This window comes from Paenibacillus sp. NPDC056722 (genome assembly GCF_042790635.1).
GTDB classification, from domain to species: domain Bacteria; phylum Bacillota; class Bacilli; order Paenibacillales; family Paenibacillaceae; genus Paenibacillus_AQ; species Paenibacillus_AQ agri.
This window is the reverse complement of record NZ_JBHTYV010000006.1, coordinates 1-25,725: the sequence shown is the minus strand read 5'-3', so window position 1 is coordinate 25,725 and position 25,725 is coordinate 1. Positions and strand designations below refer to the sequence as shown.

At 47.5% G+C, this 25,725-nt stretch carries 21 protein-coding genes and 1 other annotated feature; of the genes, 5 read left to right on the top strand and 16 right to left on the bottom strand.

Annotated features, from left to right (window positions below; all coding sequences use genetic code 11):
* Positions 1–168: 168 nt before the first annotated feature.
* The 5 genes from ACFRAM_RS16335 to ACFRAM_RS16315 form a co-directional block, all read right to left on the bottom strand.
* Positions 169–2,484 carry a discoidin domain-containing protein gene (locus ACFRAM_RS16335; protein WP_379466728.1) on the bottom strand — a complete coding sequence of 772 codons (2,316 nt, stop codon included), beginning with the start codon at positions 2,482–2,484 and terminating at the stop codon, positions 169–171.
* A gap of 369 nt (positions 2,485–2,853) precedes the next feature.
* Positions 2,854–6,426: a discoidin domain-containing protein gene (locus tag ACFRAM_RS16330; RefSeq protein WP_379466727.1), complete on the bottom strand. Its 3,573-nt coding sequence runs from the start codon at positions 6,424–6,426 to the stop codon at positions 2,854–2,856.
* Positions 6,427–6,877: 451 nt separating this feature from the next.
* On the bottom strand, positions 6,878–8,224 hold the full coding sequence (locus tag ACFRAM_RS16325) for an SDR family NAD(P)-dependent oxidoreductase (protein ID WP_379466726.1): 1,347 nt from the start codon (positions 8,222–8,224) through the stop codon (positions 6,878–6,880).
* 136 nt (positions 8,225–8,360) lie between these two features.
* Entirely contained in the window at positions 8,361–9,521 is a 1,161-nt protein-coding gene (locus ACFRAM_RS16320) for an MFS transporter (protein ID WP_379466725.1), read from the bottom strand.
* Positions 9,522–9,612: 91 nt separating this feature from the next.
* Entirely contained in the window at positions 9,613–10,203 is a 591-nt protein-coding gene (locus ACFRAM_RS16315; protein WP_379466724.1) for a TetR/AcrR family transcriptional regulator, read from the bottom strand.
* Positions 10,204–10,348: 145 nt separating this feature from the next.
* Between ACFRAM_RS16315 and ACFRAM_RS16310 the strand changes: the two genes are divergently transcribed.
* Both ACFRAM_RS16310 and trpS read left to right on the top strand, forming a co-directional pair.
* The gene (locus ACFRAM_RS16310; protein ID WP_379466723.1) at positions 10,349–11,005 is read left to right on the top strand and encodes an NADPH-dependent F420 reductase; all 657 of its coding nucleotides are present in this window, start codon (positions 10,349–10,351) and stop codon (positions 11,003–11,005) included.
* Positions 11,006–11,057: 52 nt separating this feature from the next.
* Positions 11,058–11,372 (top strand) — a binding site (T-box leader).
* Positions 11,373–11,476: 104 nt separating this feature from the next.
* Positions 11,477–12,478 (top strand): tryptophan--tRNA ligase, encoded by a 1,002-nt coding sequence (gene trpS / locus ACFRAM_RS16305; protein ID WP_379466722.1) that lies wholly within the window; start codon positions 11,477–11,479, stop codon positions 12,476–12,478.
* 158 nt (positions 12,479–12,636) lie between these two features.
* Here trpS and ACFRAM_RS16300 read toward each other — a convergent pair whose 3' ends face one another.
* Entirely contained in the window at positions 12,637–13,431 is a 795-nt protein-coding gene (locus ACFRAM_RS16300) for an SDR family oxidoreductase (protein ID WP_379466721.1), read from the bottom strand.
* A gap of 152 nt (positions 13,432–13,583) precedes the next feature.
* On the opposite strand from ACFRAM_RS16300, the gene ACFRAM_RS16295 reads away from it, so the two are divergent.
* Positions 13,584–14,477, top strand: coding sequence for a LysR family transcriptional regulator (locus ACFRAM_RS16295; RefSeq protein ID WP_379466720.1), 894 nt, complete (start codon positions 13,584–13,586; stop codon positions 14,475–14,477).
* Between the two features lie 128 nt (positions 14,478–14,605).
* Positions 14,606–14,983, top strand: a complete 378-nt coding sequence (locus tag ACFRAM_RS16290; RefSeq protein ID WP_379466719.1) for a hypothetical protein — start codon at positions 14,606–14,608, stop codon at positions 14,981–14,983.
* Positions 14,984–15,161: 178 nt separating this feature from the next.
* Here the strand turns inward: ACFRAM_RS16290 and ACFRAM_RS16285 are convergent, their stop codons facing one another.
* The 9 genes from ACFRAM_RS16285 to ACFRAM_RS16245 all read right to left on the bottom strand — a co-directional run bounded on the left by ACFRAM_RS16285 (position 15,162) and on the right by ACFRAM_RS16245 (position 23,962).
* The gene (locus ACFRAM_RS16285; RefSeq protein WP_379466718.1) at positions 15,162–15,734 is read right to left on the bottom strand and encodes a TetR/AcrR family transcriptional regulator; all 573 of its coding nucleotides are present in this window, start codon (positions 15,732–15,734) and stop codon (positions 15,162–15,164) included.
* Positions 15,735–15,872: 138 nt separating this feature from the next.
* Entirely contained in the window at positions 15,873–16,367 is a 495-nt protein-coding gene (locus tag ACFRAM_RS16280; protein WP_379466717.1) for a DMT family transporter, read from the bottom strand.
* 30 nt (positions 16,368–16,397) lie between these two features.
* Positions 16,398–16,823 carry a DMT family transporter gene (locus tag ACFRAM_RS16275; protein WP_379466716.1) on the bottom strand — a complete coding sequence of 142 codons (426 nt, stop codon included), beginning with the start codon at positions 16,821–16,823 and terminating at the stop codon, positions 16,398–16,400.
* Positions 16,824–17,123: 300 nt separating this feature from the next.
* Positions 17,124–17,525 carry an NUDIX hydrolase gene (locus tag ACFRAM_RS16270; RefSeq protein ID WP_379466715.1) on the bottom strand — a complete coding sequence of 134 codons (402 nt, stop codon included), beginning with the start codon at positions 17,523–17,525 and terminating at the stop codon, positions 17,124–17,126.
* Positions 17,526–17,655: 130 nt separating this feature from the next.
* Complete coding sequence (locus ACFRAM_RS16265) at positions 17,656–18,483, bottom strand: carbohydrate ABC transporter permease (RefSeq protein ID WP_175372660.1); 828 nt, start codon at positions 18,481–18,483, stop codon at positions 17,656–17,658.
* Between the two features lie 19 nt (positions 18,484–18,502).
* Complete coding sequence (locus tag ACFRAM_RS16260) at positions 18,503–19,381, bottom strand: carbohydrate ABC transporter permease (RefSeq protein ID WP_175372659.1); 879 nt, start codon at positions 19,379–19,381, stop codon at positions 18,503–18,505.
* Between the two features lie 111 nt (positions 19,382–19,492).
* Complete coding sequence (locus ACFRAM_RS16255; RefSeq protein WP_066369370.1) at positions 19,493–20,818, bottom strand: ABC transporter substrate-binding protein; 1,326 nt, start codon at positions 20,816–20,818, stop codon at positions 19,493–19,495.
* Between the two features lie 251 nt (positions 20,819–21,069).
* A complete protein-coding gene (locus ACFRAM_RS16250; protein WP_379466714.1) occupies positions 21,070–22,161 on the bottom strand; it encodes a response regulator transcription factor in 1,092 nt (363 codons plus the stop codon).
* Entirely contained in the window at positions 22,133–23,962 is a 1,830-nt protein-coding gene (locus ACFRAM_RS16245) for a sensor histidine kinase (protein WP_379466713.1), read from the bottom strand. Before ACFRAM_RS16245 ends, ACFRAM_RS16250 begins: the two co-directional genes overlap by 29 nt.
* 134 nt (positions 23,963–24,096) lie before the next feature.
* Here ACFRAM_RS16245 and ACFRAM_RS16240 point away from each other — a divergent pair, with 134 nt between their 5' ends.
* Positions 24,097–25,014 (top strand): LysR family transcriptional regulator, encoded by a 918-nt coding sequence (locus ACFRAM_RS16240; protein ID WP_379466712.1) that lies wholly within the window; start codon positions 24,097–24,099, stop codon positions 25,012–25,014.
* A gap of 412 nt (positions 25,015–25,426) precedes the next feature.
* On the opposite strand, the gene ACFRAM_RS16235 is transcribed toward ACFRAM_RS16240, so the two are convergent.
* Positions 25,427–25,725, bottom strand: a 299-nt coding sequence (locus tag ACFRAM_RS16235; RefSeq protein WP_379466711.1) for a hypothetical protein, incomplete at its 5' end; no start/stop codon positions are given.

Here is a 25,725-nt window from a genome sequence, read left to right as displayed (position 1 = left end):
AGTCCATGCTCCTTTCGTAACATCTCCAGTTGCCATCGTATCATGATTACACAATATAGTAAATCATTTCCTATTGTCAGTTAACCGTAGAGATACTCTAGAGAAGGAGCCGTTGGTTAATAAAAACAAGGTGCTCTCCGAAGAGCACCCTGTCTTGGACTTTAACCATTAATTGTTGATAGTCAAGTTAAAGCCATTTTGAATAAAGTTGGTATTCGGGTTGGCAATATTGCTGGTATTCAAGTTATTGAAGGTTGCCGAACCGTTGCCGGTGTAGGTATAGATTGCTGCCCCTTTGTGCGGGGAAGTGAAACGCGAAGTCTCAATACCATCCCGACCTGTGCCATTAATGTTGATGTTGTTGAATACGATGTTCTGGAATCCGCCGCCGTATCCTAACTGAATGGCACTGCGCTGAGTGTTGATGATATCGATATTCGTGAACGTTACGTTACGAATCGAATCACTCGATGCTTCCAGGTCGATCGCTCCGCGTTCACCGTTATACAGATCCTTACTTGTACCGCTGTTGATAATGGTAGTATCAGAGAAAGTAATTCCGGTGTTGTTCTGGAAGTGGTATCCAGGGAACACCGTATTCATCCGAATACTGGAACCGCCTACTGTATCAACGATCAGGTTGTTGGTAGCCTTGTGACCACTGCCGCCGAAGAAGGCAATACCCGCAGCACGCCAGTTATGCTCGATGGTGTTAAAGGAGAAGGTGTTGTTCACACCTTGAGGTGCACCATTGACACTGCTGGTCCATACGGCCAGACCATCGTCACCGTTATTACGAATGCTGCTGTTACGCACAGTAGAATTGCTTGTACCTTGAGCGAAGTTAACGCCGTCTGCAAGGTTGTTGCGAATACGGCTGTTCTCAACCACCAAACCATCGGCAATCATAGCCGGTGTATGAGCATAATCGCCCACCCAGATACCACATTCAAAGTGCTCTACCCAAACGTTGCTGACTCTGGAGTTTTTGCCGAAATTATCCATCATAGCTTTGTAGATGGCCTGTTCACCATAACGTGAACGAAGATTGGAGTTCATGTAGACGTTGCTGAAATCAAGTTTGCCTGAAACGCGGAAGGAAATCCCGCCGCCTGCAATGTTAGGGTTCGTGAACTGGATATTGGTATGCCAGATGCCCGCACCTAGAATGGTAATATTGTTAATCATATTGCTCTCTGTTCCGATCTTCCACATTCTGCTCAGATGGAAGGTGCCTTCAGGAATATAGAGCGTTCTGCCTGTAGATACTGCCGATTGAACAGCTGCTTCGAAGGCAGCAATATCATCTTGCCCATCATTGGCTACGGCGCCGAAATCCGTTACGGATACGGAATTCGCCGGACGGGTAATGGCTGCCGGAACAGGCTCGATTTCAAGGAAGTCTACACCGTATTCCAGGTTGTCGCCATTATTCTTCTGGATGCGGATGGTATCGCCCGCTTTGAGCGGAGTATCCAGCTTCCAGTGCACTTCATCGAAGCGGAACAACGGACGCCCGTCCGCTGGCGTGTCTCCTGGATGATCGCTAGAGAAGTACTGCCAGTTGTAGTAAGAAGTCAATGGAACGGTCTTAGCTTTGGTTCCGTTCACGTAGACATCCAGCGCTCCGTTAAGACCCATACCGTTAGCAGAGTCTGGCATCGTGAAGCGCATGGTCACACCTGCGCCGCCTTCACCTGGTCTTACCGTCCATTGCACGGAAGAACCGTTGGAAGGAAGTGCGATATAACGCTGACCGGAAGCTTCTGAAGCTGTCTGTGATTGGTCGAAATTCGGAGCCGATTTTAACGTTGCCCCGCCGCCACGGGTTGCATCTTCAGTATTATAACGCGTATACGGCATGGTTGCCCCACGGTTAGAATTTACAGGTGGCGTTGGAGCTGGAGTGGCTGTAGGTGCTGGTGTTGACGTTGGTGCTGGCGTTGGCGTTGGTGTAGGGGTCGTACCGCCCGCACCATAAATTTCAAATTCAGATAATTGTCCTGCAGGCCATTCCGTGTTAGCCGTTATGTTCAGACGAACGTAACGAGTGCTTACAGCCGCGAAATTAATGGTAACGGAATTGCCAGCAACGTTAGGATTGAACGCATAGTTGGCAGAGCCTACGATATTGTTGAATGTCGAACCATTCGTACTTCCCTGTACGGCCAAAGTCTGTGTCCGTGTTCCCCAGGAAGACGGCAGTTTCAACACGATTTGATCAATGTTCGTATTCGCGCCAAGATCCACTTGAATCCATTGCGGAAAAGCATTGTTATTGCTCTCCCAGTATGTTCCTTGATTGTTATCAATCACATTGCCCGGTCCGTAGGTTTGGGTATAACTGCTAGCGCTTACATTCTTCCCTAACGCTAGATTCGGTCCGCCGGCAGCAGACACTGGAGCAGGAGATTCAACTGTCAGAAATAAGTTTGAGATTAGCATGGTCAATACTAGAGACCACGCGATATATTTTTTACGCATTCTATTCCTCCTAAGGCAAATGTAAGTACGATTAAGCATAGATATCCTAAAACGAATAATTGATAACGGTTACATTTTGTCTAGTAAAACGCTATTTTCTTCTTTTGCCCGCCTCTCTGTCTATAAATCGGAATTACTGTCGATCCTCCTTTCAATGACATATACTCCAATTATAGATGAATCATTGCCAATGAAATAAGTGGTAATTCTACGATTAATGTATGCATCCTAATGATATTAGAGGTAATAAATAGTAATTAACTCTTATATCTCCTAACTCTACGTTCCAAATTTCGATATTTTTCTACGGATTAAACCAGTGAAAAAAAGCAGGATACTCCGAAGAGTACCCTGCTTTGGGCTTTACTATTAGTTGTTGATAGTTAGGTTAAAACCATTTTGAATCAAGTTGATATTAGGATTGGCAATGTTGCTGGTTGTTAGGTTGTTGAATGTGGCTGAGCCGTTGCCGGTATAGGTGTAAATTGCTGCACCCTTATGTGGCGATGTGAATCGCGATGTCTCAATGCCATCCAGACCTGTGCCATTAATATTGATGTTGTTGAACACGATATTCTGGAACCCGCCGCCATATCCAAACTGAATAGCACTGCGCTGTGTTCTTTGAATATCAATGTTGGTGAATGTTACGTTCTTGATGGGATCATTGGAGGCTTCAAGATCTATTGCTCCACGTTCACCATTGTATAGGTCTTTACTCGTACCACTGTTGATTATAGTAGTATCGGAGAACAGAATACCTGTATTATTTTGGAAATGGTATCCAGGGAATACGGTATTCATGCGGATTGCAGACCCGCCAACAGTGTCCACGATCAGATTGTTGGTGGCTTTGTGACCACTGCCGCCGAAGAAGGCAATCGCTGCTGCACGCCAGTTGTTCTCAATCGTATTGAAGGAGAACGTGTTGTTCACGCCTGCCGGCGCACCGTTGACGTTACTGGTCCATACCGCCAGACCGTCGTCACCGTTATTACGGATGCTGCTGTTACGAACTGTAGAGTTGCTGGTACCTTGAGCAAAGTTCACACCATCAGCAAGATTGTTGCGAATCCGGCTGTTCTCAATGACCAGACCATCAGCGATGATAGCTGGTGTATGGGCATAGTCACCCACCCAGAAGCCGCACTCAAAATGCTCTACCCAGACATTGCTGACTATGGAGTTCTTGCCGAAATTGTCCATGAACGCTTTGTAGATCGCACCTTCGTGATAACGTGAACGAAGATTGGAATTCATGTAGATATTGCTGAAATCAAGCTTGCCTTGAACACGGAAGGAAATTCCGCCGCCTGAAATATTCGGGTTAGTGAACTGGATATTCGTGTGCCAAATTCCTGCACCCAGAATCTTAATATCATTAATCTTGTTGGCTGGCGTACCGATCTTCCACATGCTGCTTAGATGGAATGTGCCTTCAGGAATGTACAATGTCTTGCCGGTTGCAACCGCGGATTGAACCGCTGCTTCAAAGGCTGCAAGATCATCCTGACCATCATTCGCAACCGCACCGAAATCGGTTACGGATACCGAGTTGGCCGGACGGGCGATGGCCGCAGGAACAGGCTCGATTTCGAGGAAATCCACACCATATTCAAGGCTGTCGCCATTGTTCTTTTGAATACGAATGGTGTCTCCGGCTTTAAGGGCTGTATCAAGCTTCCAGTGAACCTCATCAAAACGGAACAGCGGACGTCCTGCACCCGGTGTATCTCCTGGCTGGTCACTGGAGAAATACTGCCAGTTGTAGTAAGAAGTCAACGGAACCGTCTTGGCCTTAGTACCATTCACGTACACATCCAGTGCTCCATTAAGGCCCATACCATTGGCTGAATCCGGCATAGTGAAGCGCATCGTCACACCCGCGCCGCCTTCCCCTTGTCTAACAGTCCATTGTACGTAGGAACCATTGGAAGGAAGAGCAATGTAACTCTGCCCGGAGGCTTCCGATGCGGTTAGTGCTTGATCGAAGGTCGGAGCGGTCTGGAGTGTTGCACCCCCACCTCGGGTAGCATCTTCCGTATCATACCGGGTATAAGGCATGCTTGCACCACGAGCCGAGTATACGGTCAGATTAGTTGTGCTGACGTTGTTGGTTTGTTTAACCGGAGCTTCATTGGCGTCTACCTCAACGGTAGTCGTCACCGTATAGTTCCCAATTGCTGCTGTCCAGGAACCTACACTGACATTCACTGATGCTCCCGGCGCAAGTGTACCGTTATAAGTACCATTGTAAGTCTGAACAGTTGTTCCAGCGGCGTTCTTCAGAACGACTGTAACACCATGAGCTCCCCCGGCCGAAGCCAGATTCCCTTGATTCTTCAGGTTAACAGTAAATGCTACTGGATTGTTGACTGTTGGATTACTAGGGGTCCAAGAGACCGTGCCGACCAAATCAGAGCTTGTAATTGGCGCAACAACCAGTGAAGATGGATGTGTGTAGCTGTTATTTGCTTTATTTTCTTCAATGATCTCATTATTCTCGTCTACCTTGGCGCTGACCGTATACGTACCGGCAGTCTTGGTACCCGCATTCACAGATACTGTGGCCGATGACCCTGTTGTCAAAGCACCTACTGTCGCAGACCCGGCCAGCTCATTGTTCAGATAGAAGTTCACCTTAGCAGCTGGAGAACCTGCGGAACCGATATTCTTGACGGTTGCATTCAATGTGATTGCATTATTCTCAACTACAGAAGTCGGTGTCCAAGACATTCCAGTAACTGTAAGATCGGGATTCGGTGCCGGTGTTCCGAATACCTGGAATTCAGCAATTTGTCCGGCAGGCGCGCCGGAATTGGCTGTAATGTTCAATTGCAGACGTTTAACCGTTGCAGTAACTGGAATCGTTACTGTATTACCGGAAGCGGGATTGAATGTGTAGGTTTGTGCAGCAACCAGATTGCTGAAGGTGGTTGTATCTTGATTATGGCCTAACACTTGAATGGTTTGTGTCCGTGTGCTCCAAGCAGAACCAGGATTCAGCTTCAACACAATGGAAGTGATGTTATGATTCGCACCGAGATCCAGCGTCAGCGAACTTGGGTTGCTGCCGCCTTCCCAGTACGTGTTGGTGTTGTTATCATTAGCATTCGCAGCTACAAAGTTCAAAGTGCTGGAAGAGGCAGTGATCGCTTTGCCGATTGCAATGTTACTGCCTGTTGGTGGCGTAGGCGTTGCGGTCGGACTAGCCGTTGGCGACGGGGTCACCGTTGCTGTAGGTACAGGTGTTGCAGTCGGTGTTGGCGTAGGGGTCGGTGTTGGCGTAGGAGCGACCGTAGGTGCGGTCGTTGGCGACGGAGTTACTATTGGTGTGGCTGTTGGCGACGCCGTAGGTACAGCGGTTGGCGATGCAGTCGGCACCGGAGTTGCCGTTGCGGACGGCGACGGAGTCGGCGTTGGGCCACTGGCACCGTACACTTCAAATTCGGAAAATTGGGCTGCTGGCCAACCGGTGTTGGCCGTCACGTTCAAACGAACATAACGTGTGTTCGTGGCAGTAAAATTGATGGTAACTGAATTGCCAGCAACGGCTGGATTGAATTCATAATCCGCAGAGCCGGCAATGTCCGAGAACGTTGAACCGTTCGTGCTGCCTTGCACAGCTAGCGTTTGTGTCCGTGTACCCCAGGCCGTTGGCAGCTTCAATACGATTTGGTCAATATTTGTATTGGCACCAAGATCCACTTGAATCCATTGAGGGAATGCATTGTTCGTGCTCTCCCAATAAGTCCCTTGATTGCTGTCATTCACATTGTTCGGACTGTAAGTTTGAGTGTAGCCGCTCGCAGTAACATTTTTGCCCAGTGCCAGGTTTGGTCCACCGGCAGCCGATACAGGTTCAGGAGATCCAACGGTCAGGAATAAGTTCGAGATCAGCATTGTTAATACGAGTGACCATACAACATACTTGTTGCGCATTATATTCCTCCTCAGGTGATGTGTAAGTACGTAAAAAAGCTTTAATCCCATCAATGGACGAGTTGTTAGCGGTTACAAAACAATGCATCCATTCTTTAAAGCGCTTACCACCTCTTGCCCAACCCGCTCTTACTTAAACAATCTGTTATCGCAGGCGCTCCTCCCTTCTATGACATTCACACTCATTATAGAGGCATCATCGATCTAGAAATAAGTGGCAATTCTACGGTAAATATAGGCGTTTCCATGATAATTGAGGCAAATAATCCAAAAGTCGGAATTTCACACTATGCCCAATTTCCTGTATGTGATGCTTCTGTCCTACTTCCACAGTGTTCCATCTGCTACTTAGGTTCACAGCAAAAAAACAGGCTAGAGATTCTTTCCTCCGGCCTGTTTTTGTCCTTATATTACAATCAGGAATGATTCCATTCACATTCCAAAAATAGCATTAGCTATCGAAGGTCACACCAGTCATTTTCTGACTCAGCAGCCATAGACGCTCCGCCAAACCGGGATCAATGGCCCGTTGAAGCACTCCAGGACCAAAGGGAGCATCGTCCGGGACAAGCGTTGAGATATCCACACTCTCACAATATACTCCGCCTTTGCCCTCAAGCTGTAGATTGGCAGCACACCAGACACTGGTCGCGGCCCCCTGTTCTGTAGTGATGAAGGTATATTGACTGCTAGTAGCAGTCAGCTCTTCCTCCGAGACATCCCGTGCCAAGTCTGTCTCAATCGAGCCGGGATGAACGGCAAATGCACGAATGCCGTGCGGCTGCCCGCGACGATCCAGTCCTATAGCAAACAGTGAATTCGCCGTCTTGGATTGACCATAAGCCACGTATTTGTCATACGGCCGGTTCTCAAAGTTCAGATCATCGAAGTCGATACCAGAAATATGGATCCCGATAGAAGACAACGAAACTACACGGGCGTTGCCTGATTGCTTGAGCGCTGGCCACAAGCGGGCCGTCAATTGAAAGTGACCTAAGTGATTAGTGGCAAACTGCGCCTCATACCCTCTCGCATCGTGTGTGACCTTAGGTCCCATGATCCCTGCATTGTTGATGAGGATATCCAGCGGACGTCCGGAATCTATGAACCGCTGGGCAAAGGCATCAATGGATGCCGGATTGATCAGATCCAGTTCTTCCAACTCTACGCGTGGAATGGCCGCCAGTGCTTCCCGGGCTTTCCCTAGCGTTCTTGCAGGCACAATTACTGTAGCGCCGGCTTCTGCCAGTACTCGGGTCGTTTCCAGACCGATACCGGAATAGCCGCCAGTGACAATAGCGATTTTCCCGGTCAGATCACGGCCTCCAAGTGCTTCTTCGGCTGTAGTAGTCACTCCAAATCCGGAAGGAAGCGGTGCTTGCGGTGTAGCAGTATAATAAGAATAATTGTTCATAAAGTTTTCTCCTCCTAATTCTGAGAGCCTCATCATATCCTGATAATGCTCCAGCTTGAAATTCATAACCTCAAGCGTAGACTGTATTTCTGTCAGTTGCTGATCAATCTGCTGCTTATGCTCAAGCAATACGTTATAACAGCTCTCATACTGCTGATCCATCGCCAGTTGCATGTAGCGTTCAATCGATTTTATCGGCATACGGGTTCGTCTCAGCCGAACGATGAATATGAACCGTTCCAGATCCAATTTTCCGTATTGGCGTTGACCATTCTCCGTCCGCTCAGAAGGCGGCACCAGCCCGATTTTCTCATAATAACGGATCGTATCATAAGTCAGGCCCGTCTCCCGGGCAATGTCTGCAATACTGTACACAGACTCCATCTTTCGCTCCTTTCAACTGGGCAGCTTATCACCCAAGCTTGTCATTTCTTCTGCATCTTATCCCATGGAGTTCACTCCATGTCAAGACATCCGCTTTTAAAAAATATTCCTGTGGCTTAGCATAGCCTGTGAATGATCACTTTATTTCCACCACTTTACTACGGGAGAACCCGAGCAAAAATGGCAGTAAGGAGATTACACCCGCCAGGGCGAGGATAAGCCCTATCCAGAGCGGAGCTACCAATCCATAACCGGCGCTAATGGCCAGGCCACCAACCGACGAGCCTACCACTACACCAAAGGTAACGATTGCGGTATGAATGGTGTTAACCATAAGACCACTCCCTCCCGCTCGAATAACCCTGGTCACCATAGGCGGGTTCATGGGAACCCCGGCAAGTCCAATAACTATAACAGCTGGTATGACCACAGCCGGTTCATGTGCACCAATGGCAAATGCAAGGAGCGCTACCGACAAGAGTATCAGACCTATGGTCAGCAGTGGCATCATATATCGATCGGCTAGTCTGCCCGTAATTAAATTCCCTACCACAGTCGCAGCTCCATAAACGACAAAGAGCAGTGGAACCGAGGCTGCAGAAAAGCCTGTCAAATCGGTGAAAATAGGCGCAAAATAGCTGAACGCTGCAAATGTCGCCCCAATAATGAGAAAGCTGGTCAGATAAGCTGCCCAGAGACCACGGTTACGAAAGGATTTCAGCTCATGCCGCAAACTTGTAGGTTCGGGCGTAGACAATACCGGAATCAACCGCAAGGCGGTCATTCCTGATAGCAAGACAAGAACCGCGACTGCCCAGAAGCTGAATCGCCATCCATAAGCTTCCGCAGCCCATGTTGCCGCAGGTGTACCGAGAACCGTAGCGATCATAAGACCGCCGAAGATAATTGACACCGCACGTCCGCGGGTATTCTCATCCACGAGCGAAGCAGAGATGGAGATCGATACACCGAAGGCTGCCGATGAGGCTATACCGGTAATAATACGTGAGACCATCATCAGCGCATAGTTTTCCGCCACAGCACCAAGCAGTTGTCCGACGAAGAAGACTGCTATTAGGGTAATAAATGCTTTTTTCCTTGGTGTATTCAGCAAAGCTGCGGTCAGCAACGGTCCACCCACAACCATCCCTGCCGAAAAGGCGGTAATAAGATACCCTACTGCTGATACGGTTACTCCGAATTCTGCGGCAAGTGTATTCATCATTCCGGCTACCATAAATTCTGAGGTGGTCATACAAAAAATAGCCAAGCTAAGTACATAGATTGCAAATGGCATTTCAATCTCCTCTTTTCATAAAATATTGTAAAATCTAAGTATTGTAATGATCGGTACAATTCTAGCACAAAAAAAAGTGCCGGATACCCGGCTAGTAAATGGCTGCCAATGTGCCTTCCACAATGGTGTTGGCCAAATCACGATTCTGTGCGGAACTGTTAAGTACACGAAGTCCGTAATAACTGCTGAGAAACATACCCGCTAGTTCTTTGGCTGCTCTCCCTGAAGTGATTTCACCAGTCTCAATCCCCTGCTCCATCAGCCCAGAAAGCATCTCCTCTAAAAACCCGATATGCCGCGTTGCCACCTGCTCCACCATCGGATCAACCCCTGCCCGTTCCATGGCTGCGTTAATCAAGAGACAGCCCCGGCGCCCTGTTTCAGAGAAATCCTCCTGAACGGCCCATTCCAGTAGTCCCCGCAGCTTTTCTTTCAATGGCAACGGACGCTGCAAAAGCTCGCTCTGCTCCTGAATGCCCTGCTCATGATACCGCTGAAGGGCTTGTTCGTATAACTCATGCTTGCTGCCAAATGCATTATACAAGCTGCCTTTTCCAAGGCCGGTCTGTTTGCACAAATCCTCAGTAGAGCAGCCTTCATATCCGTTTATCCAAAAAGCTTCCATGGCTGCGTCGATCACCGTCGTATCTTTAAATTCTCGTGGTCGCCCACCTCTGGTCATGACAATAGTCCTCCTTTCCAAACAATAATAAATCACAGTATAGATAATTTGTAACGTTCAGTCAAGAAGTTGTTTACAGTGCTATACTTCTCTGTTACAGTGAAGATGTTATACCATATTAAATCGGGAAAGGAAGTCGGAATATATGAAAATTGCCATTATTGGAGCCGGACATATCGGTGGAAATCTTGCCCGTCGTCTTACCAAGCTTGGACATGAAGTCTCAATTGCCAATTCCCGCGGACCTCACACTTTGACAGACCTCGCAGCAGAGACTGGCGCCACGCCTCAAGAAGTTACAGAAGTCGCCCGTGGAGCAGAGTTAGTCATTGTAACGATTCCGCAAAAGAATATTCCTGATCTTCCCGAGGGGATCTTAGATCACACTGCACCAGACGCTGTCATTATTGACACCGGGAATTATTATCCCCGTCAACGAGACGGTTTGATTACGGAGATCGAGGCTGGCTTGCCGGAAAGCCGGTGGGTCGAGCAGTACTTGAAACGCCCCGTCAATAAAGTATTCAATGGGATTACCGCTGCTAATCTGCTTGAACGCGGAGTACCCGCTGGTTCACCTAACCGCATTGCCCTGCCGGTAGCCGGGGATGATCCCGCAGCCAAGACCATTGTGCTGCAGCTTGTCGAAGAGCTGGGTTTTGACGCTGTAGATGCCGGCGGACTGGACGAGTCCTGGCGTCAGCAGCCGGGTACACCGAGCTACCGGGAGCATGGAGCAGATAGTCTCCGCCAAGCCCTGGCAGACGCCAGTCCTGAACGAATTGAAGATTTTAAAGCCTGAGGCTTTGATTTCTAACATAAAGTCGATTATAATAACAGAAATGTGAAACGGATGAACGACGTTGAAGAAGAGTAAGTACGCATCAGATGTTGAGGTCCAGAGAGTCGGTGGCCGCTGTGAACCGATCCTCACCTGATGCCGAATGGGCTTCTGAGTCGCTACGCTGAACCCTAAGTAGGCGTTGCCGGGAGTCTCTCCCCGTTACCAAGAGAGGAGTATCGCAAGACCGCCTATTCATGGCGTCTTCCTGTACTTTTAGTGAACCGCTTATATAGAATGTGAACTTAGGAATCTAACGGAGCCAAATTCTTAAGTTCAGCTTATGTAGCGGTTAAAAAGGTGGTACCACGATAACCTCGTCCTTTGCGGACGGGGTTTTTTTGTATTTTTTAAAGGGGGTGATGTCCATGGACGATGGTTGGTGGTTCCGTAATTCTAGTCGCACAAGCCTATTATTGAGGAGGATTATTCATGAAAGAACGTATATTAACCGGAGACCGGATTACAGGAAAGCTCCATCTTGGACATTACGTCGGAAGTCTGAAGAACCGGGTAGAATTGCAGCATCAATATGACACCTTTTTACTGCTTGCAGATGTGCAGGCCCTCACGACCCACTTCGAACAGCCGGAGCTGATTCAGCGCAATCTGCGTCAGGTGGCTATGGATTATTTGGCGGCGGGAATTGAGCCTGAGAAGGCTACTATTCTGGTGCAGTCCTTGATCCCGGAGATTGCCGAATTAACAGCTTATTTCTCCATGTTCGTAACGGTGAACGCTTTGCGCCATAACCCCACAATCAAGGCAGAAGCAGCAGAACGCGGCTTTCAGGATATGTATTACGGCTTCCTCGGGTATCCGGTGAGTCAGACCGCAGATATTACCTTTTGCAAAGCGTCATTGGTGCCAGTGGGTGAAGACCAGCTTCCCCATATCGAGCAGTCCCGCAAAATCGTCCGCCGCTTCAATCAGCTGTATAAGAAGCCTGTACTAATTGAACCAAGAGCCCTTGTAGGCGAGATCCCTCGTCTCATCGGTCTGGATGGAAACAGCAAAATGAGCAAAAGTCTTGGAAATGCCATCTATTTGGACTCCACACCGGAGGAAATCAGTCTGCAGATTCAAAAAGCGACTACGGATCCTGCCCGTATCCGCAAATCCGACCCCGGTCACCCTGACATCTGTCCAATCTACGCTTATCATCAGGCCTTCCGCCCGCAAGGAGCACAGGAAATTCATGAAGACTGTACTAAAGGGCAGATCGGTTGCTCGGAGTGTAAAAGAAAGATTTTCGCTGTCATCAATGAGCTGCTGGAGCCTATGCGGGAACGACGTGTAACCTATCAGAATCATCCCAAGCGTGTGGATGAAATTCTGATATCCGGTACGGAAACAGCGCGCCTGGCTGCCAAAGAAACGATGCTCGAGGTGCGTGAGGCGATGGGTATGAACTATTTCGCGGTAGATGCATAGATTAAACGCTATGAAAAAGGCGGGGCACTTGCCCCGCCTTTTCTTGCTGTAATCGCACAATCTGATGGTGCTTCTCTTCCTAAGATTCTGTGCCGTTGACCGAGCGGATTCCTTCTCCATCGCACTACAAGAATGGTTATGCCCACCCGGATAAATAATTAGACCGTCGGAATCGTTCCCCCGTCAATAACAAATTCGCTGCCCGTGATTGACGCTGCCCGATCTGATACCAGGAAAGCCACTAATTCTCCCACCTCCGCAGGGGTACCCGGACGTCCAATGGGTATGCCACCAAGAGATTGCAACAATTCTTCCAGTGCACTTTCTCTGCTGCCCGTCTGAATAGCGAGACGGTCTATCATAGCATCGGCAGCCTCCGTCTGGATAAAACCAGGAGCTACTGTATTTACACGAATGCCTCGGGGCGAAAACTCCTTAGACAGCCCTTTACTGTAGTTCGTAAGCGCAGCTTTGGCTGCAGCATACGCTAAGGTCGACTCGTGCAACGGCAGAACTCTCTGGATTGACGAGATGTGAACGATGGCTCCGGCCTTCTTCTCTACCATCAGCGGCAGCAGGCCCCGATCCAGGCGAACAGCAGCTAGCAGATTCCAGCTCAGCTCATGCAACCAATCTTCATCGGTCAAGGCGAGCGCGCCCCCGGCGGGAGTTGTCGATCCACCTACACAGTGCACCACAATATCAATGCTGCCAAAACGGCTTTTCACCGCTTGAATGACCTTCTCCACCCCTTCAGGAGTAGCCAAGTCAGCTTGGACGAACAAGCTAGCGTCCACCAACTCGTCGGGGACAGAGCGGGCGCTGGTCATCACCGTGGCTCCGGCTTGAGCCAGTCTGCTGGCGATCGCTTTACCCATTCCCTTTGTCCCACCGGTAACCAGCGCCGTTTTTCCTGCAAACTCGTTTAACGGATTTTTCAAAAATGTATTCATGATTCATCCTCCTGCTATTTATTTATGCCGACTAGGCAAATGCACTTGTTCATCAAGTTCACTGTAATCTTATCCTCCGACTTGTTATATTGTCTAATTCATAGTTATAATCAAATTCATTAATATATTTCATATAAAAGAAGGTGCCGAAGTTGGAGCTTACTCAACTAGAATATTTCCTGACTGCTGCCCGTCTGCAACATATGACCATGGCTGCCAAGGCTTTAAACATCACCCAGCCTGCATTAAGCCATTCGATCACCAAGCTGGAGAGCGAGTTAGGTATTCCGCTCTTCGAGCGTAATGGACGCAATATACAACTGAATCGTTACGGGAATATGTTCGTGAAATGGGTGGAACAAGCTTTGCAGGACATCAAGAACGGGATGCAGGAAATCGAGGAATGGATTCATCCCGACCAAGGTGTCATCTCCATGTCTTATTTGAACATCTTAGGTGTAGACCGAGTTCCTTCTCTTATCAGGGACTACCGCGTAGACCATCCAGAAGTGAGATTTGAACTAAAGCAAGGCAACAATAGCGATATTGATGAGCATCTGGAGACCGGTCACTCTGATCTGATGATCACTTCCAGGGAAACCATCATGGACAATCACGAATGGATCATCATCGAGAAAACGCCCCTATATATCGTTGTCTCCTCCACTCACCCCTTTGCCGGACGTGAATCACTGAGCCTGCTGGAGCTGTCCGGGGAACCCTTTGTCGGACTCAAGAACAACTGTGGCCTGAAGGCTACCCTAACCTCTCGTTTTCAAAATACAGGCTTTATGCTGACCTCCACATATGACGCTGAGGATTTGGCTACGGTTGCCGGCTTTATCAAAGCCGGACTCGGGGTGTCTGTTCTTCCTCAGACGCTGGGCCTCATGCTCGATGGCTTGGCCTGGATTCCCATCCAGGAGGAGGGCTGGTACTGGGAGATCGGGCTGAAGTGGCGCAAAGACCGTTACCTCTCGCCAGCTACCAAACGCTTTATTGCGTACGTGGAACAAACCTCACCGGTGGCCGAGTCAGAGGAATAATACAACGTGGTTCAGGGAATCAAAAAGAGGTGAAGTTCCTTTATGAATAGTCATACAGCTAATAGCGACGATGAAAAATTGCTCTCAGCAACGTGATCATATTCACCTATTGAAGAGGAGTGATCCATATGTCAAGCAATCTTCGGACAAGCAGTCAGAAGCCGCAGGCGGTGATGCTGACGCAAATCCTTTTATATCTCGCAGCGGTTGTTAACCTTTTCAACGGTTTCTATTCCATTGGCAGTAATAATTCTCTGAAAATGACATTGGCGACGATCATGATCCTCTTTGGCTTGGTCGCCATTTGGGTCGCAAGCCGCTTGGGACAACCCATTCCCTCCCGGCGTAACCATGCTATCGTACTCGCCAGCATTCTAATTCTTCTACGGATCGTGGAGTACTTTGTCTGGCATAACTTCGGATTCTTGGTTGGCATCATCCTGCCGGTCCTTGTCGTTTGGAGACTCGGCAAGACAGAGGCTAAGGAATGGTATGGTGCAAATTAATGGCTGGCGTCCCCCCATAACCAAAAAGAACCCTGTCGGTTAGCGACAGGGTTCTTTTATTTGCAGACTCTTTTACCGCCTATATGCGCCTGGATGTCATCCGTTGTGTGCTAAATATTCTCTAGCTTCCCCCAGTAAAACACTTCTTCGGTCATACATATAGTAGCGGCTTCTCCATCTAGGAGCGAACCGCATCCCAACTCATACGAATAATCTGCTGGAAATTCTCTTCGCTGCCCTCCAGTTGCCCCTTGAATACCGATTTGGCGAAATGCGTGACTGGCAGGTAACAGTAGGACAAGAGCAGCATAGTGTTCAGCGCTTTAAGCTCTCCCTTCTGCTTCCCTTTGTCGAATAGTTCATACAGCCCAACAAACATCGATGACGTATCATCCAGGCATAGCCGTTCAACATAGGGAGAGTGCTGATACTGTTCCAGCAACAGGAAGTAATCCTTGTTGTTCATGATAAAATCCAGAGAATTTCGCATAAGCTGCTCGCACAATTCTTGGGAGGACAAGGATTCATCCAGTCCCTTGCTCATCTGCTGGCTCATTTTTTCCTTAACCTTAACGTAAAGCTTGGCTAACATATCCTCCTTATTTTCAAAATACACATAGATGGTTGCCGAGGAAACGTTCGCTACCTTGGCAATTTTGGACATGGAAATATCCGAAAATCCAATTTCATTCAATAGTTTAATCGTTGCTTCAAAGATGGCTTCACTCTTTTTTTCGTCTTTATGTCTCATGACCTCACCTTAAATGATCGTTCGGTTAAAGTCAATGGATACAATTTGCACGAAATACTGTAAGAGTTCCCCCGCAACGCGTGCGCCTCCCGGCGCGCGGTGCGGGGTCTAAGGTGGTGCTCAAACCTCTTGTCTGCGTTACTCCTGTGTACCCGTTCTGCCAAGGACAGGTGCTTGTGCTGCTTCTGTCCCTTTCGCTTTACCTCCAAATTTAAACACAATAATTCCGCCGACAATGACCAGTACTCCAAGAAACTGATTAAAGTTAAACGGAACCTTTTCTAGTCCAAGCCACCCCATAGAATCCCATAGCAGGGCAAAAGCGAGTTGTGAAGTCATCACGATGGAGATCGCGAAGGTAGGCCCCAGCAGCTTCACTCCCTGAACGAGACAGATCACAACGCCAACGCCGATCATTCCGCTGATCCAATACCATGGCTGCATATTTTGCAGCGCAAAGGTGCCTTTTCCTTCAACAATCAGGCTGATGGTCAGTGAAGCGATGAAGCCCATACCGAGCACCAATGTAGTGGTTGACCATGAACCGGTATGTTCATTAACTTTGCTGTTAAAAATATTTTGCAGGCCGACAAGTGAACCGGCGATAAGCGCCAGTAGTATTCCCGCTAGCATATGTGTTTCCCCCATTTGTGTATTACAATTTTAAAATTTCATGATTACGACACCAGCGATCATCATCCCGATGCCAATAAAATGCGGTACCCGCAGCTTCAATTTTTTGACCCCAAACCATCCACGAACATCAGTTAAGAATGTCAGGCATAACTGGGCAATTAGCAGCGCAGAGATCGTATAGGTCACACCCATCATCCGAATCGCTGTAACCTCGGTGAAAATAATAACAGCACCAAAGGAGCCTCCCAGCAAATATAAAGGCTTCACTTTCTTAAAACCCTGCCGCTTGCCGTCCCGGACGAACAACAGGATCAGCAATGCTATCAAAAATCCGGTCAGCTGAGTGATTGTCGCAGCCTGCCAGGTGCCAATATCCTGACTAATTCTCGCGTTAGCGACACCTTGCAGTGTAATGCAGGCCCCACCCAAAAATGCAAAAATAATTCCTCTCATCTCTCGTCTCTCTCCTTCATTTAACTCTCCTACTAATTAAAAGACATTACGGGGCATTCCGGGAAGGACATCTGTCCTTAATTCGTAAATTCCGCTTTCAGCAAGTAGAAACAGCTTTTCCGTCCTCTAAGGAACGGTATCCGTTTCAGCGAGAAATATAAGGATGATTTATACAGTGAAACATATAAATTCTTATATTTGCATAAAAAAAGCCCGCTTCACGCCTATTATAGGCTGTAAACGGACTTTTACTCAGAATTTCGTTTGGAATTTCGTTTGGAATTTCATTCAGGACTTCATTTAGAATAGCTGCTTCAACTCATGCAGCTTGTCGAAAATCAATTGGCTGACGGCGGAGACGCGATCCCGATCGCTGTAGGTTAACCATGTCAATTCCTCAATTTCCGAGGCGGCGGCTAACTCCCCTTCAAATTCCGCAGTATAGCAGGTCATTCGCACAGTCACACCTTCTGCTTTGCCATGTGCCCCTGCTTCAAAGGTCCCTAATGGCGAGATCGTCTCTGGCTTAATCTGAACGGACAATTCCTCCTCTATCTCACGAACAAGCGTCTCTTCATCGGTCTCGCCGGGCTCACGTTTCCCTCCAGGCAGATAGTAGGTATCTTTTCCGGTGGAGCGGGCAGCCAGCACACGACCTTCAACCATATGAACCAAAGCTATTTTATCAATCAATGTAGTCATTTCAGTCTCCTGCGTTTGTTTTTCTGAACATTATAGCATGAGGGCGCTTCGTTTCAAAAAAACAATAAAAAAACTCTCTGTCTCGAAAGACAGAAAGTTTTTAGCCTTACTAAGTTTCAGCTTGTTTCGCCTATCCCTTAACCGCAGAGCCGACCGTCATTGCTCGTTCCACCTGCTCACTGAAGAACAGATACACGATGATCATCGGCAGCGAAGCCATCGTCATTACGGCACCCATTCCGCCCCAGTCCGTGCTGTATTGTCCTTGGAAGAACAAGAGACCGAGCGGCAGAGTTTTCATCGCTTCATTAGAGATCAGGATATATGCAAGGGTGAATTCGTTCCAGTTCGTAAGGAATTGGAAAATTGCAACCGTTGCAATAGCCGGCATAACCATCGGCATGATCACTTGCATAAACATCCGGTAGATATTCGCACCATCCATACAAGCCGCTTCTTCAATCTCCGTTGGAATTCCACGCATGAATCCGTAGAATATCATGGTTGAGAACGGAAGCCCTAAGGCTATATAAGGAACAATCAGAGCTCCATACGTATTAGATAAATGGAAGTCCCGAACCAGAATCGCGAGCGGAATCATAATTACCTGAAGCGGGATAAACATCCCGACCAGCATATAGATCCGAACAGCATTTCTGAACTTCCAGGTCAGCCGGGCTACAGCAAAGGCGAACATCAACGCAAAGAGCAGAATGAAGACTGTAGCAATGGATGAAACTACAATACTGTTAATAAAGTATTTTGGAATATTGAATTGTGACCATGCAGTCACATAGTTCTCAAAGCGGAAGTGTGTCGGTAAGCCAAACGGATTGGTCGAGAAAATTTCGTCGTTATTTTTCAATGAATATGAAATCATCCAGACTAGCGGATATACCGAAACGATAAAATAGATCCACAGCGGAACCTGGTAAAGTACGCCTAACGCCTTTTTCATGTCACGTTCCCCTTTCTGCCTAGACCGCCTCGTTACGATCAAATACTTTGTTGATAACCACCGTTGCAATGAGCGAAATGATTACCAGAACTACCGCTACGGCGCAAGCATAACCATAGTTGCTTTCCAAGAAAGCGTAACGGTATACCATGAAGGTCATCGTATAATTGCTCGTTCCCGGTCCACCGTTGGTCATGATCAGCATTTGTGTAAAGGCGCTAATCCCGCCGGTGATAGCGATCGTAAAGCAGAACTTGTACGTTTCTTTCATTAGCGGTAGTGTTACTTTCCAGTGGGCCTTCCATTTGCTGCAGCCGTCGATCGTCGCGGCCTCCATGTATTGTTCAGGAATCGACTTGACGCCTGCATACAGGAGTGCGAATTGATAGCCCATGAACTGCCATGCATTGACAAATGCAATTGCGATAATCGATTTGGTCGGTGAGGTTAACCAATGCTGCTGATAAGGAATACCTAACATTTGCAGCAGGCGATTGATAAGCCCGTTAGTCGGATCATAGATCGCAATCCAGAGCTGGCAGACAACCGTCACAGACAATACAACCGGAATAAAGTAAGCCGTCTTAAGCAGCTTGCGTCCTTTTACCTTAACGTCTGCACAGACCAGAGCCAAAATCGTACCCAAGCCGATCTGAAACACAACAAGCACTAAAGCGAAAATCCCGCCGTTCTTCAGCGATGTCTTGAGCAGCGGGTCCGTGAATAAATCGCGGAAATTCCCTAGCCCATTGAAGGTAGCTTCACTGAGTCCGTCCCAGTTATAAAAACTGCGGTAAACGGTTTGCAGCACGGGATAGATAATAATTACGGTGTAGATTAGCATGGCGGGCAGAAGGAAGAATAGAATCGCTTTTTTATTGCCCAAATACTGTCTCATAACCCTCCACAGCTCCTTTCCAAAATAAATATTCTCTGGTTTAGAACCCCGGAAGCCCCAAGCCGAAGCTTGAAGTCCAGGGTTCTTAAACGTTTCTCTGTAGCTCTCTCTTTATTTGCCCAAAGCGCGATTCATATTTTTAACAAAATCATCTACACTAAATCCATCAACCAGCAGGTTTTGCGTATTATCATCAATCGCCGTGCTGATGCTCAACTTGCTGACCGCTACAGCGTAGCCCTTAGCGTTAGGCAGTACATCCGTAGTCAGGCGCTTCATCATTGCCGGAATATCTGTTGCCGTAACAGGCTTATCGATCTTCGGTGCAACGATCGGGTTACCTAGTACCGTAAATTTGTACTCAGCCGATTTTTTTGCGATGAAAGCCGCTACTTTAACAGCCACATCAATATTTTTGCTCTTGGAGGATACAGCATATCCTTGTGGTCCACCGGAGCCGTTCATTTGGAATTTCATGTTCTCATAGGTTTGCTCGTCTTTGGCAGGCCAGTACATGAAGTCTACATTGTCGCCCATCTTCTCTTGTGCACTGTAAATTTCCCATTGGCCGTTAATCATCATAGCGGATTTTCCGGTATAAAACATGGAAGAGGCCTGGTCATAGTTCGTATTGGTTGCATTGACATCAAGCAATCCGGCTTGTTGCAACTTTTTCACTTGCTCAGCAGCAGTCACAGCACTTTGCGGAGTTTCCGTAGGGTTACCCTTTTCGAATACGCCTGTTCCGATACCATCCTCACGTGTCAAGAAGGCATTGTAGAACGCTGTAGTGATCCATTTTTCTTTGGCAAAAATAGAGAGTGGTACAAGACCCTTAGCTTTTAATTTCTGGGCTGCTGCGGCGAGTTCGTCAATCGTTTTGATTGGCACCGGAATGCCAGCTTCTTGGAAAATCTTCTTGTTGTAATACAGGAGCTCGAACTCTACACCTGTATCCGGGAAGGCATAGACGTGACCATCTGGAGCAACCATACGGGATTCGACGCCTGGATTAAGATTTGCCTTGTATTCTTTGGTCGTATCATAATCGTCGAGTACCTGTACGTTTTGGGATTTGGAGAAAGTTTGTAGTGTGTTCCAATCTGTATAGTAGATATCAGGCAGATTTCCTGTCGCCGCATAGGTTTTCAGCTTCTGGAATCCGTCTTGAACTGCCGGATCAAGCTCAATCTCCACATTTGGCATTTCCTTCTTCAGTTCTTCAACTGCGTAATCAAACGGCTTGGCGGTATCATCATCAAAATGCTGTGCGTACACTTTCAGTTTCACTTTCTCATTCGCTCCGGCTTCACTTCCTCCTGAGGTGCCTGTGTTAGTCGGTTTGTTTGAAGAAGATCCGCCGCCACAGGCGGTCAGGGACGCAACCAGTGTCAATGCAAGTACTCCAGCCCACGTTTTATTCCATGTGCTCTTCATCTTTATTTCCCCCTGTAGCTTAATTTAGTTAGCGCTTTCTTGTTTGCGCTTTCATTATAAAATGATCTGTGCCTTTTGCAGAATGAGCAAAACGGGCCGGATAAGTAAAAAACGGGACAACAAGTAGAAACAGCAATGCCGTCCTCTAAGGGACAGTACCCGCTTCAGCGAGAAATGTATGGATAATTTATAGCGTAGAACATATAAATTCCTATATTCATGCAAAAGAGCCGGGCAGACCCGGCTCCCTTTTACCTCAGTTGTTCAAACTCTGTAGGCGTCATGCCAAATTTCTTTTTGAAGCTTTTGCTGAAATAATTCGGATCACTGTATCCAACTTCGTATGCAATCGTCGATAGCTTCATATTCCCCTTCTGGATCAGTTCCTTAGCCTTTTTCATTCGGATATGGGTGATGTGATCCAGCACCGAATAACCGGATTCCTTGCGGAATACGCGCCGCAAATAGCTGGGGTCCACGAATAAGATGGCAGCAACAGCCTCAACGGATAACTCTTCTTCGGTGTAATGTTGTTCAATATATGCTTTTGCATCACTGTAAAGCTTATAAGACTTGGTTTGTCTTGTGCTCTCCGTCAAGCCAATCAGCCGTTCGAAAAAGCTCAGCAACCAAACCTCTATCTCATCCCAGGTCACACACCCGCGGAGATTCTTGTCAGGAGACGACCCAGTCAGATTCTCCAGCAGATGCTCTGAGGCTACTCCCCGCTCTCCGGCAAAGGACAGTCCGATCGAGACCAGCCCCATAAGCATCGTATAGACGTATTCGCTGTTCAAATCATGGGAGCGAAGCGATTGAATGGCGCGCTTTACCTCACTTAATGTGTCCTGGTCACTAAGTCGCAACGAGATCAGGATACTCTCCTGAATCGCGGCTGCAGGGTATTGCTTGTTATTGACATCAGCACTCTGCAGAGCAGCCTGTGCTTCTTCGGGCGATTCTTGGAGCTTCGGCAGCTTCGGCTGAATCCGTTCCAGCATGGCCGCGAGCTCCTCCCGATTAAATGGTTTTAACAAATAATCATGAACGCCCAGACGAACCGCTTGCTGGACATACTCAAATTCATTGTGGCCTGTCACGAAGACAATCGTCATCTCCGAGAAACGTATCTTCAGTTGCTCTGCAAGCTCAAAGCCGTTCATGAACGGCATATTGATATCAATCAAGGCCAGATGAGGGCGATGAATCTCTGCTTCCTCCAGCGCTTCTTTGCCATTGCGGGCTTCGCAGCATACCCTGTAGCCATAGTCTTCCCAATCCATTTTCATCCGTAAATAATCTCGAAACAAGGGTTCATCGTCCACGATCATAATCCGGTACATCCGCTTTCCCTCCTGTTTTTCCGCCTGGAACAGTAATATCCACCCTTGTTCCTTTTCCCTCTTCACTGAATATGGTTAAACCGTATTTTGCTCCAAAATACAATTTTATTCGCTCCTGAACACTATAAACCCCGATGGATTTAACCACCTTTTCCTCCTCTTGGAAGCAACAAGCCTCTTTCAGCTGCTCCTCACTCATTCCCACTCCGTCGTCCTCCACGCGGAGGATGATCTTCGCCTTCTCTTTCACTGCGGAGATAACAATGAGTCCACGCTCCCCTTTGGTCTTAAGGCCATGATAGATAGCGTTCTCCACCAACGGCTGGAGCGATAACTTCGGAATCGGCGTGTTCCGCAGTTCTTGCGGGATACGAATCTCATACTGGAACACATCGGGGTATCTCATCTGCATGATGGACAAATAGTCGGTAGTCATCTTGATTTCCTGATCCAGAATAATGAGCTCACGGCCCTTGCTAAGCACCACCCGATAAAAATCCGCCAAGGCCTTGGTTGTATCCCGAGCCTCCTGATTACGATCCATATCATTCAGAATATAAATCGTATCCAGCGTATTGTACAAAAAGTGCGGCTTCACCTGAGAAGTAATCAATGCCAGCTCATATTCTCGCTTCCGCTTCTGTTCCTTCTCCTTATTCTGCAGCAGCTCCTGAATCTGCTTGATCATGGAATTAAACACACGGGAAATCAAACCGATTTCGTCATTGGTGTGAACTGGTGCTTCTACATACAGGTTACCGTCCATAACCCGGCGCATTCTTTTCGTCAAATCCTGCAGTGGATTCAGGACCACCTTGGAGAGAAAATGGGCCCCCAGCAAAGACAACAGAAGACAGGTGAAGCCGATCAGAATTGTGAGCTTTGTGTTTTTGCCAACATCCTTCGTCAGAACATCCAGGTCCGCTACATTAAGCAGCTTCCACTGCATCCCCGGATAATCTGTAACCGTAATTAGTCTCTTGCCATCTGTATTTCGGGTAGCCGTCTCTGTTTGATCTGATGTTAATTTGAGCAGCGCAAGCTCTGTTGGATTCGTAATTGGGGTCAGTACTTGCTCCTTGTCCGGGCTGGCCACGATGATCCGGCGCTCGTCCACGAGAAAATAGTTCTTTTGATTAATATTGTTCCCGCTTACAAGAGAAGCTGACAGGGTAGGCTCTTTAATAATTAGGAATAACGTGCCATAGCGTTCCCCAGTGTTGATGTTAATAACTACCTTTCCTAGTGTTAGGACAGGTACATCAGGATTTGGTGTCATGTAATTCCTTTTCTGCATAGGAAACCAGTAAGCTGAGCCATAGTTGCCCTGTTTCAGCAGTTCCTCAGGAACGCCACTGCGAATGGCTTCGCTTTCATCATTTCGTGCTGGATAGGACGTATAAATTTTACCGTTACTGTCAATGAAAACGGCTGCATCTGTTTCCGCGAACAATGACAGATCAATCGCCAAGCGGCTCTGTATGGTCAGCCGGAATTGATTCTCCTCTACAGCTGTTCGTTCAATGGGAAAGTTATCGTATAACCGGTTCACATCCGTGACCAGCATATTGGAGCAAATCTCCATATTTTTCGTAATGGAATCCAGCTTATTGATAATCAGACTCGATTGATCAATGACGTCATTGACGCTACGGTTGATGAGGGAACGGCTAAAAATCTCACTGGACACCACTCCCAAAATGCTAAGCGACACAACAATTAAAGGTATAAAGACAGTCAGCAGCTTGCTCTTGAACGTCATTCCACTGAACCATTTCCAAATTATCCGCTTAATCTTCATCTCTCCCTCTCCCTTGCTGACATTCCGCATTGCTTATTATAACGGATTGTGTCTATAAAGTATTAAATCATTTGCCTGTCAAGAGGGCTTCTGCTATAGTAGGCATCGACAATGTAACAGGGAGATACGGACATATGGAACTGCGACAACTCGAATATTTTAAAACCATTTGCGATGAGCTACATTTTACGCGTGCGGCAGACAAGCTGGGTGTTACCCAGCCTACACTTAGTCATCAGATCAAAGCGCTGGAGGACGAGCTTGGCATACCGCTTTTTGACCGGATTGGTAAGAAAATTGCCATCACAGCAGCTGGATCTATACTCTATACCCATGCGTGTACCATCTTCAATGTAATGCACAGCGCTAAGGAGCAACTGGAGGAATTGCAGGATGGCGAACGGGGTACCATTACGATCGGCTCGCTTCCAGGCGAACTGAATCATCTCGTGTCACTGCTACTGGTGGAGTTCAATCGCCAATTTCCAAAGATCAAGATCAGAATCGTTGCCGCTGAAAATGTCATAGACCCCATCCTGCAAAATGAGATGGATATCGCTGTGACCATCCTACCCATTGAGGACGACCGGTTAGAACATATTCCGCTTTATGAGGAACAATTTTATTTGACCGTTCCAGCCGGACATCCTTTAGCCGACTCGCCTTCTGTTGAGTTTGCTGAGGTACAGAAGCTGCCGATCATCATGTTCCCTAAGGAGCACCGGTGCCGCCAGTTAATAGACGCCTCTTGTAGTACCTCCGGCTTCTCACTGGAGCCATTCATCGAAACGAACACTATAGACTCCATTTTTAGCCTTATCAAATCCGGAGCTGGCGTAAGTGTCTTATCCAAGTCGCTGATCCATCTGTACAATGACGGTAGTATTCGCGCCATCCCTATCATTCATCCCGTACTCGTTCGACAGGTAGCGGTTATTCATAATCGTGGCAAGTTCCTGAGTCAACCGGTTAAGGCGTATCTCTCGATGCTGCAGGAATTTGTTCTGGAAAAGGGTATTGGGGATTCGGCTTTTCAATCTGTAAGCAAGTAACTTAGGTGTATCTCAATACTACAGAAGTTTGGTTTGGAAAAGGGCATTGGCGATTTCTCCATACAGTTTGCAAACCTGTAACTTAGGCGTATCTCTCGATGTTACAGGAAGCTGTTCTGGAAAAGGGCACTGGCGGTTCAGCCCTACAACCTGCAAACAAATAACTTTTCTTGCGCCCGGTACGCGGTCTTCGCGGCCGGGCATTTTGTGTTGGAGCACCAACGTTAAGATCATAAGCAACAATAGCTTGATGTAATAGAATGTAGTAACAAACAACGCCGATTGAAGAGTAACATTGCTTTAACCGCGCCCAAAGTGTAAATAGCAGCATTTTTGTACCTTAATTCAGCTGCAGATAAAGGTATAAGTTAAATAAGTGCATTTTTGTATGTTATATTCCTCGAAATACGCTCTATGGGCTTATTTCTCCTAAAATAAGGTACAAAAATGCTCTTATATTCCATTTTTCTCTTCTGAAGGGGAAATTAAGATACAAAATTGCACTTAATTGGGAATAGAGAGCTATTTTCATTATTGAGAAGTATGCGCCATAGGATGAATACGGCCGAAAGCCCCAGGCTTCACTGGAGTGTAGCTGAGTCTTAGGTTTGAAGTCTGGGTTTGGGTTTGGGTTTGGGTTTGGGTTTGGGTTTGGGTTTGGGTTTGGGTTTGGGTTTGGGTTTGGGTTTGGGTTTGGGTTTGGGTTTGGGT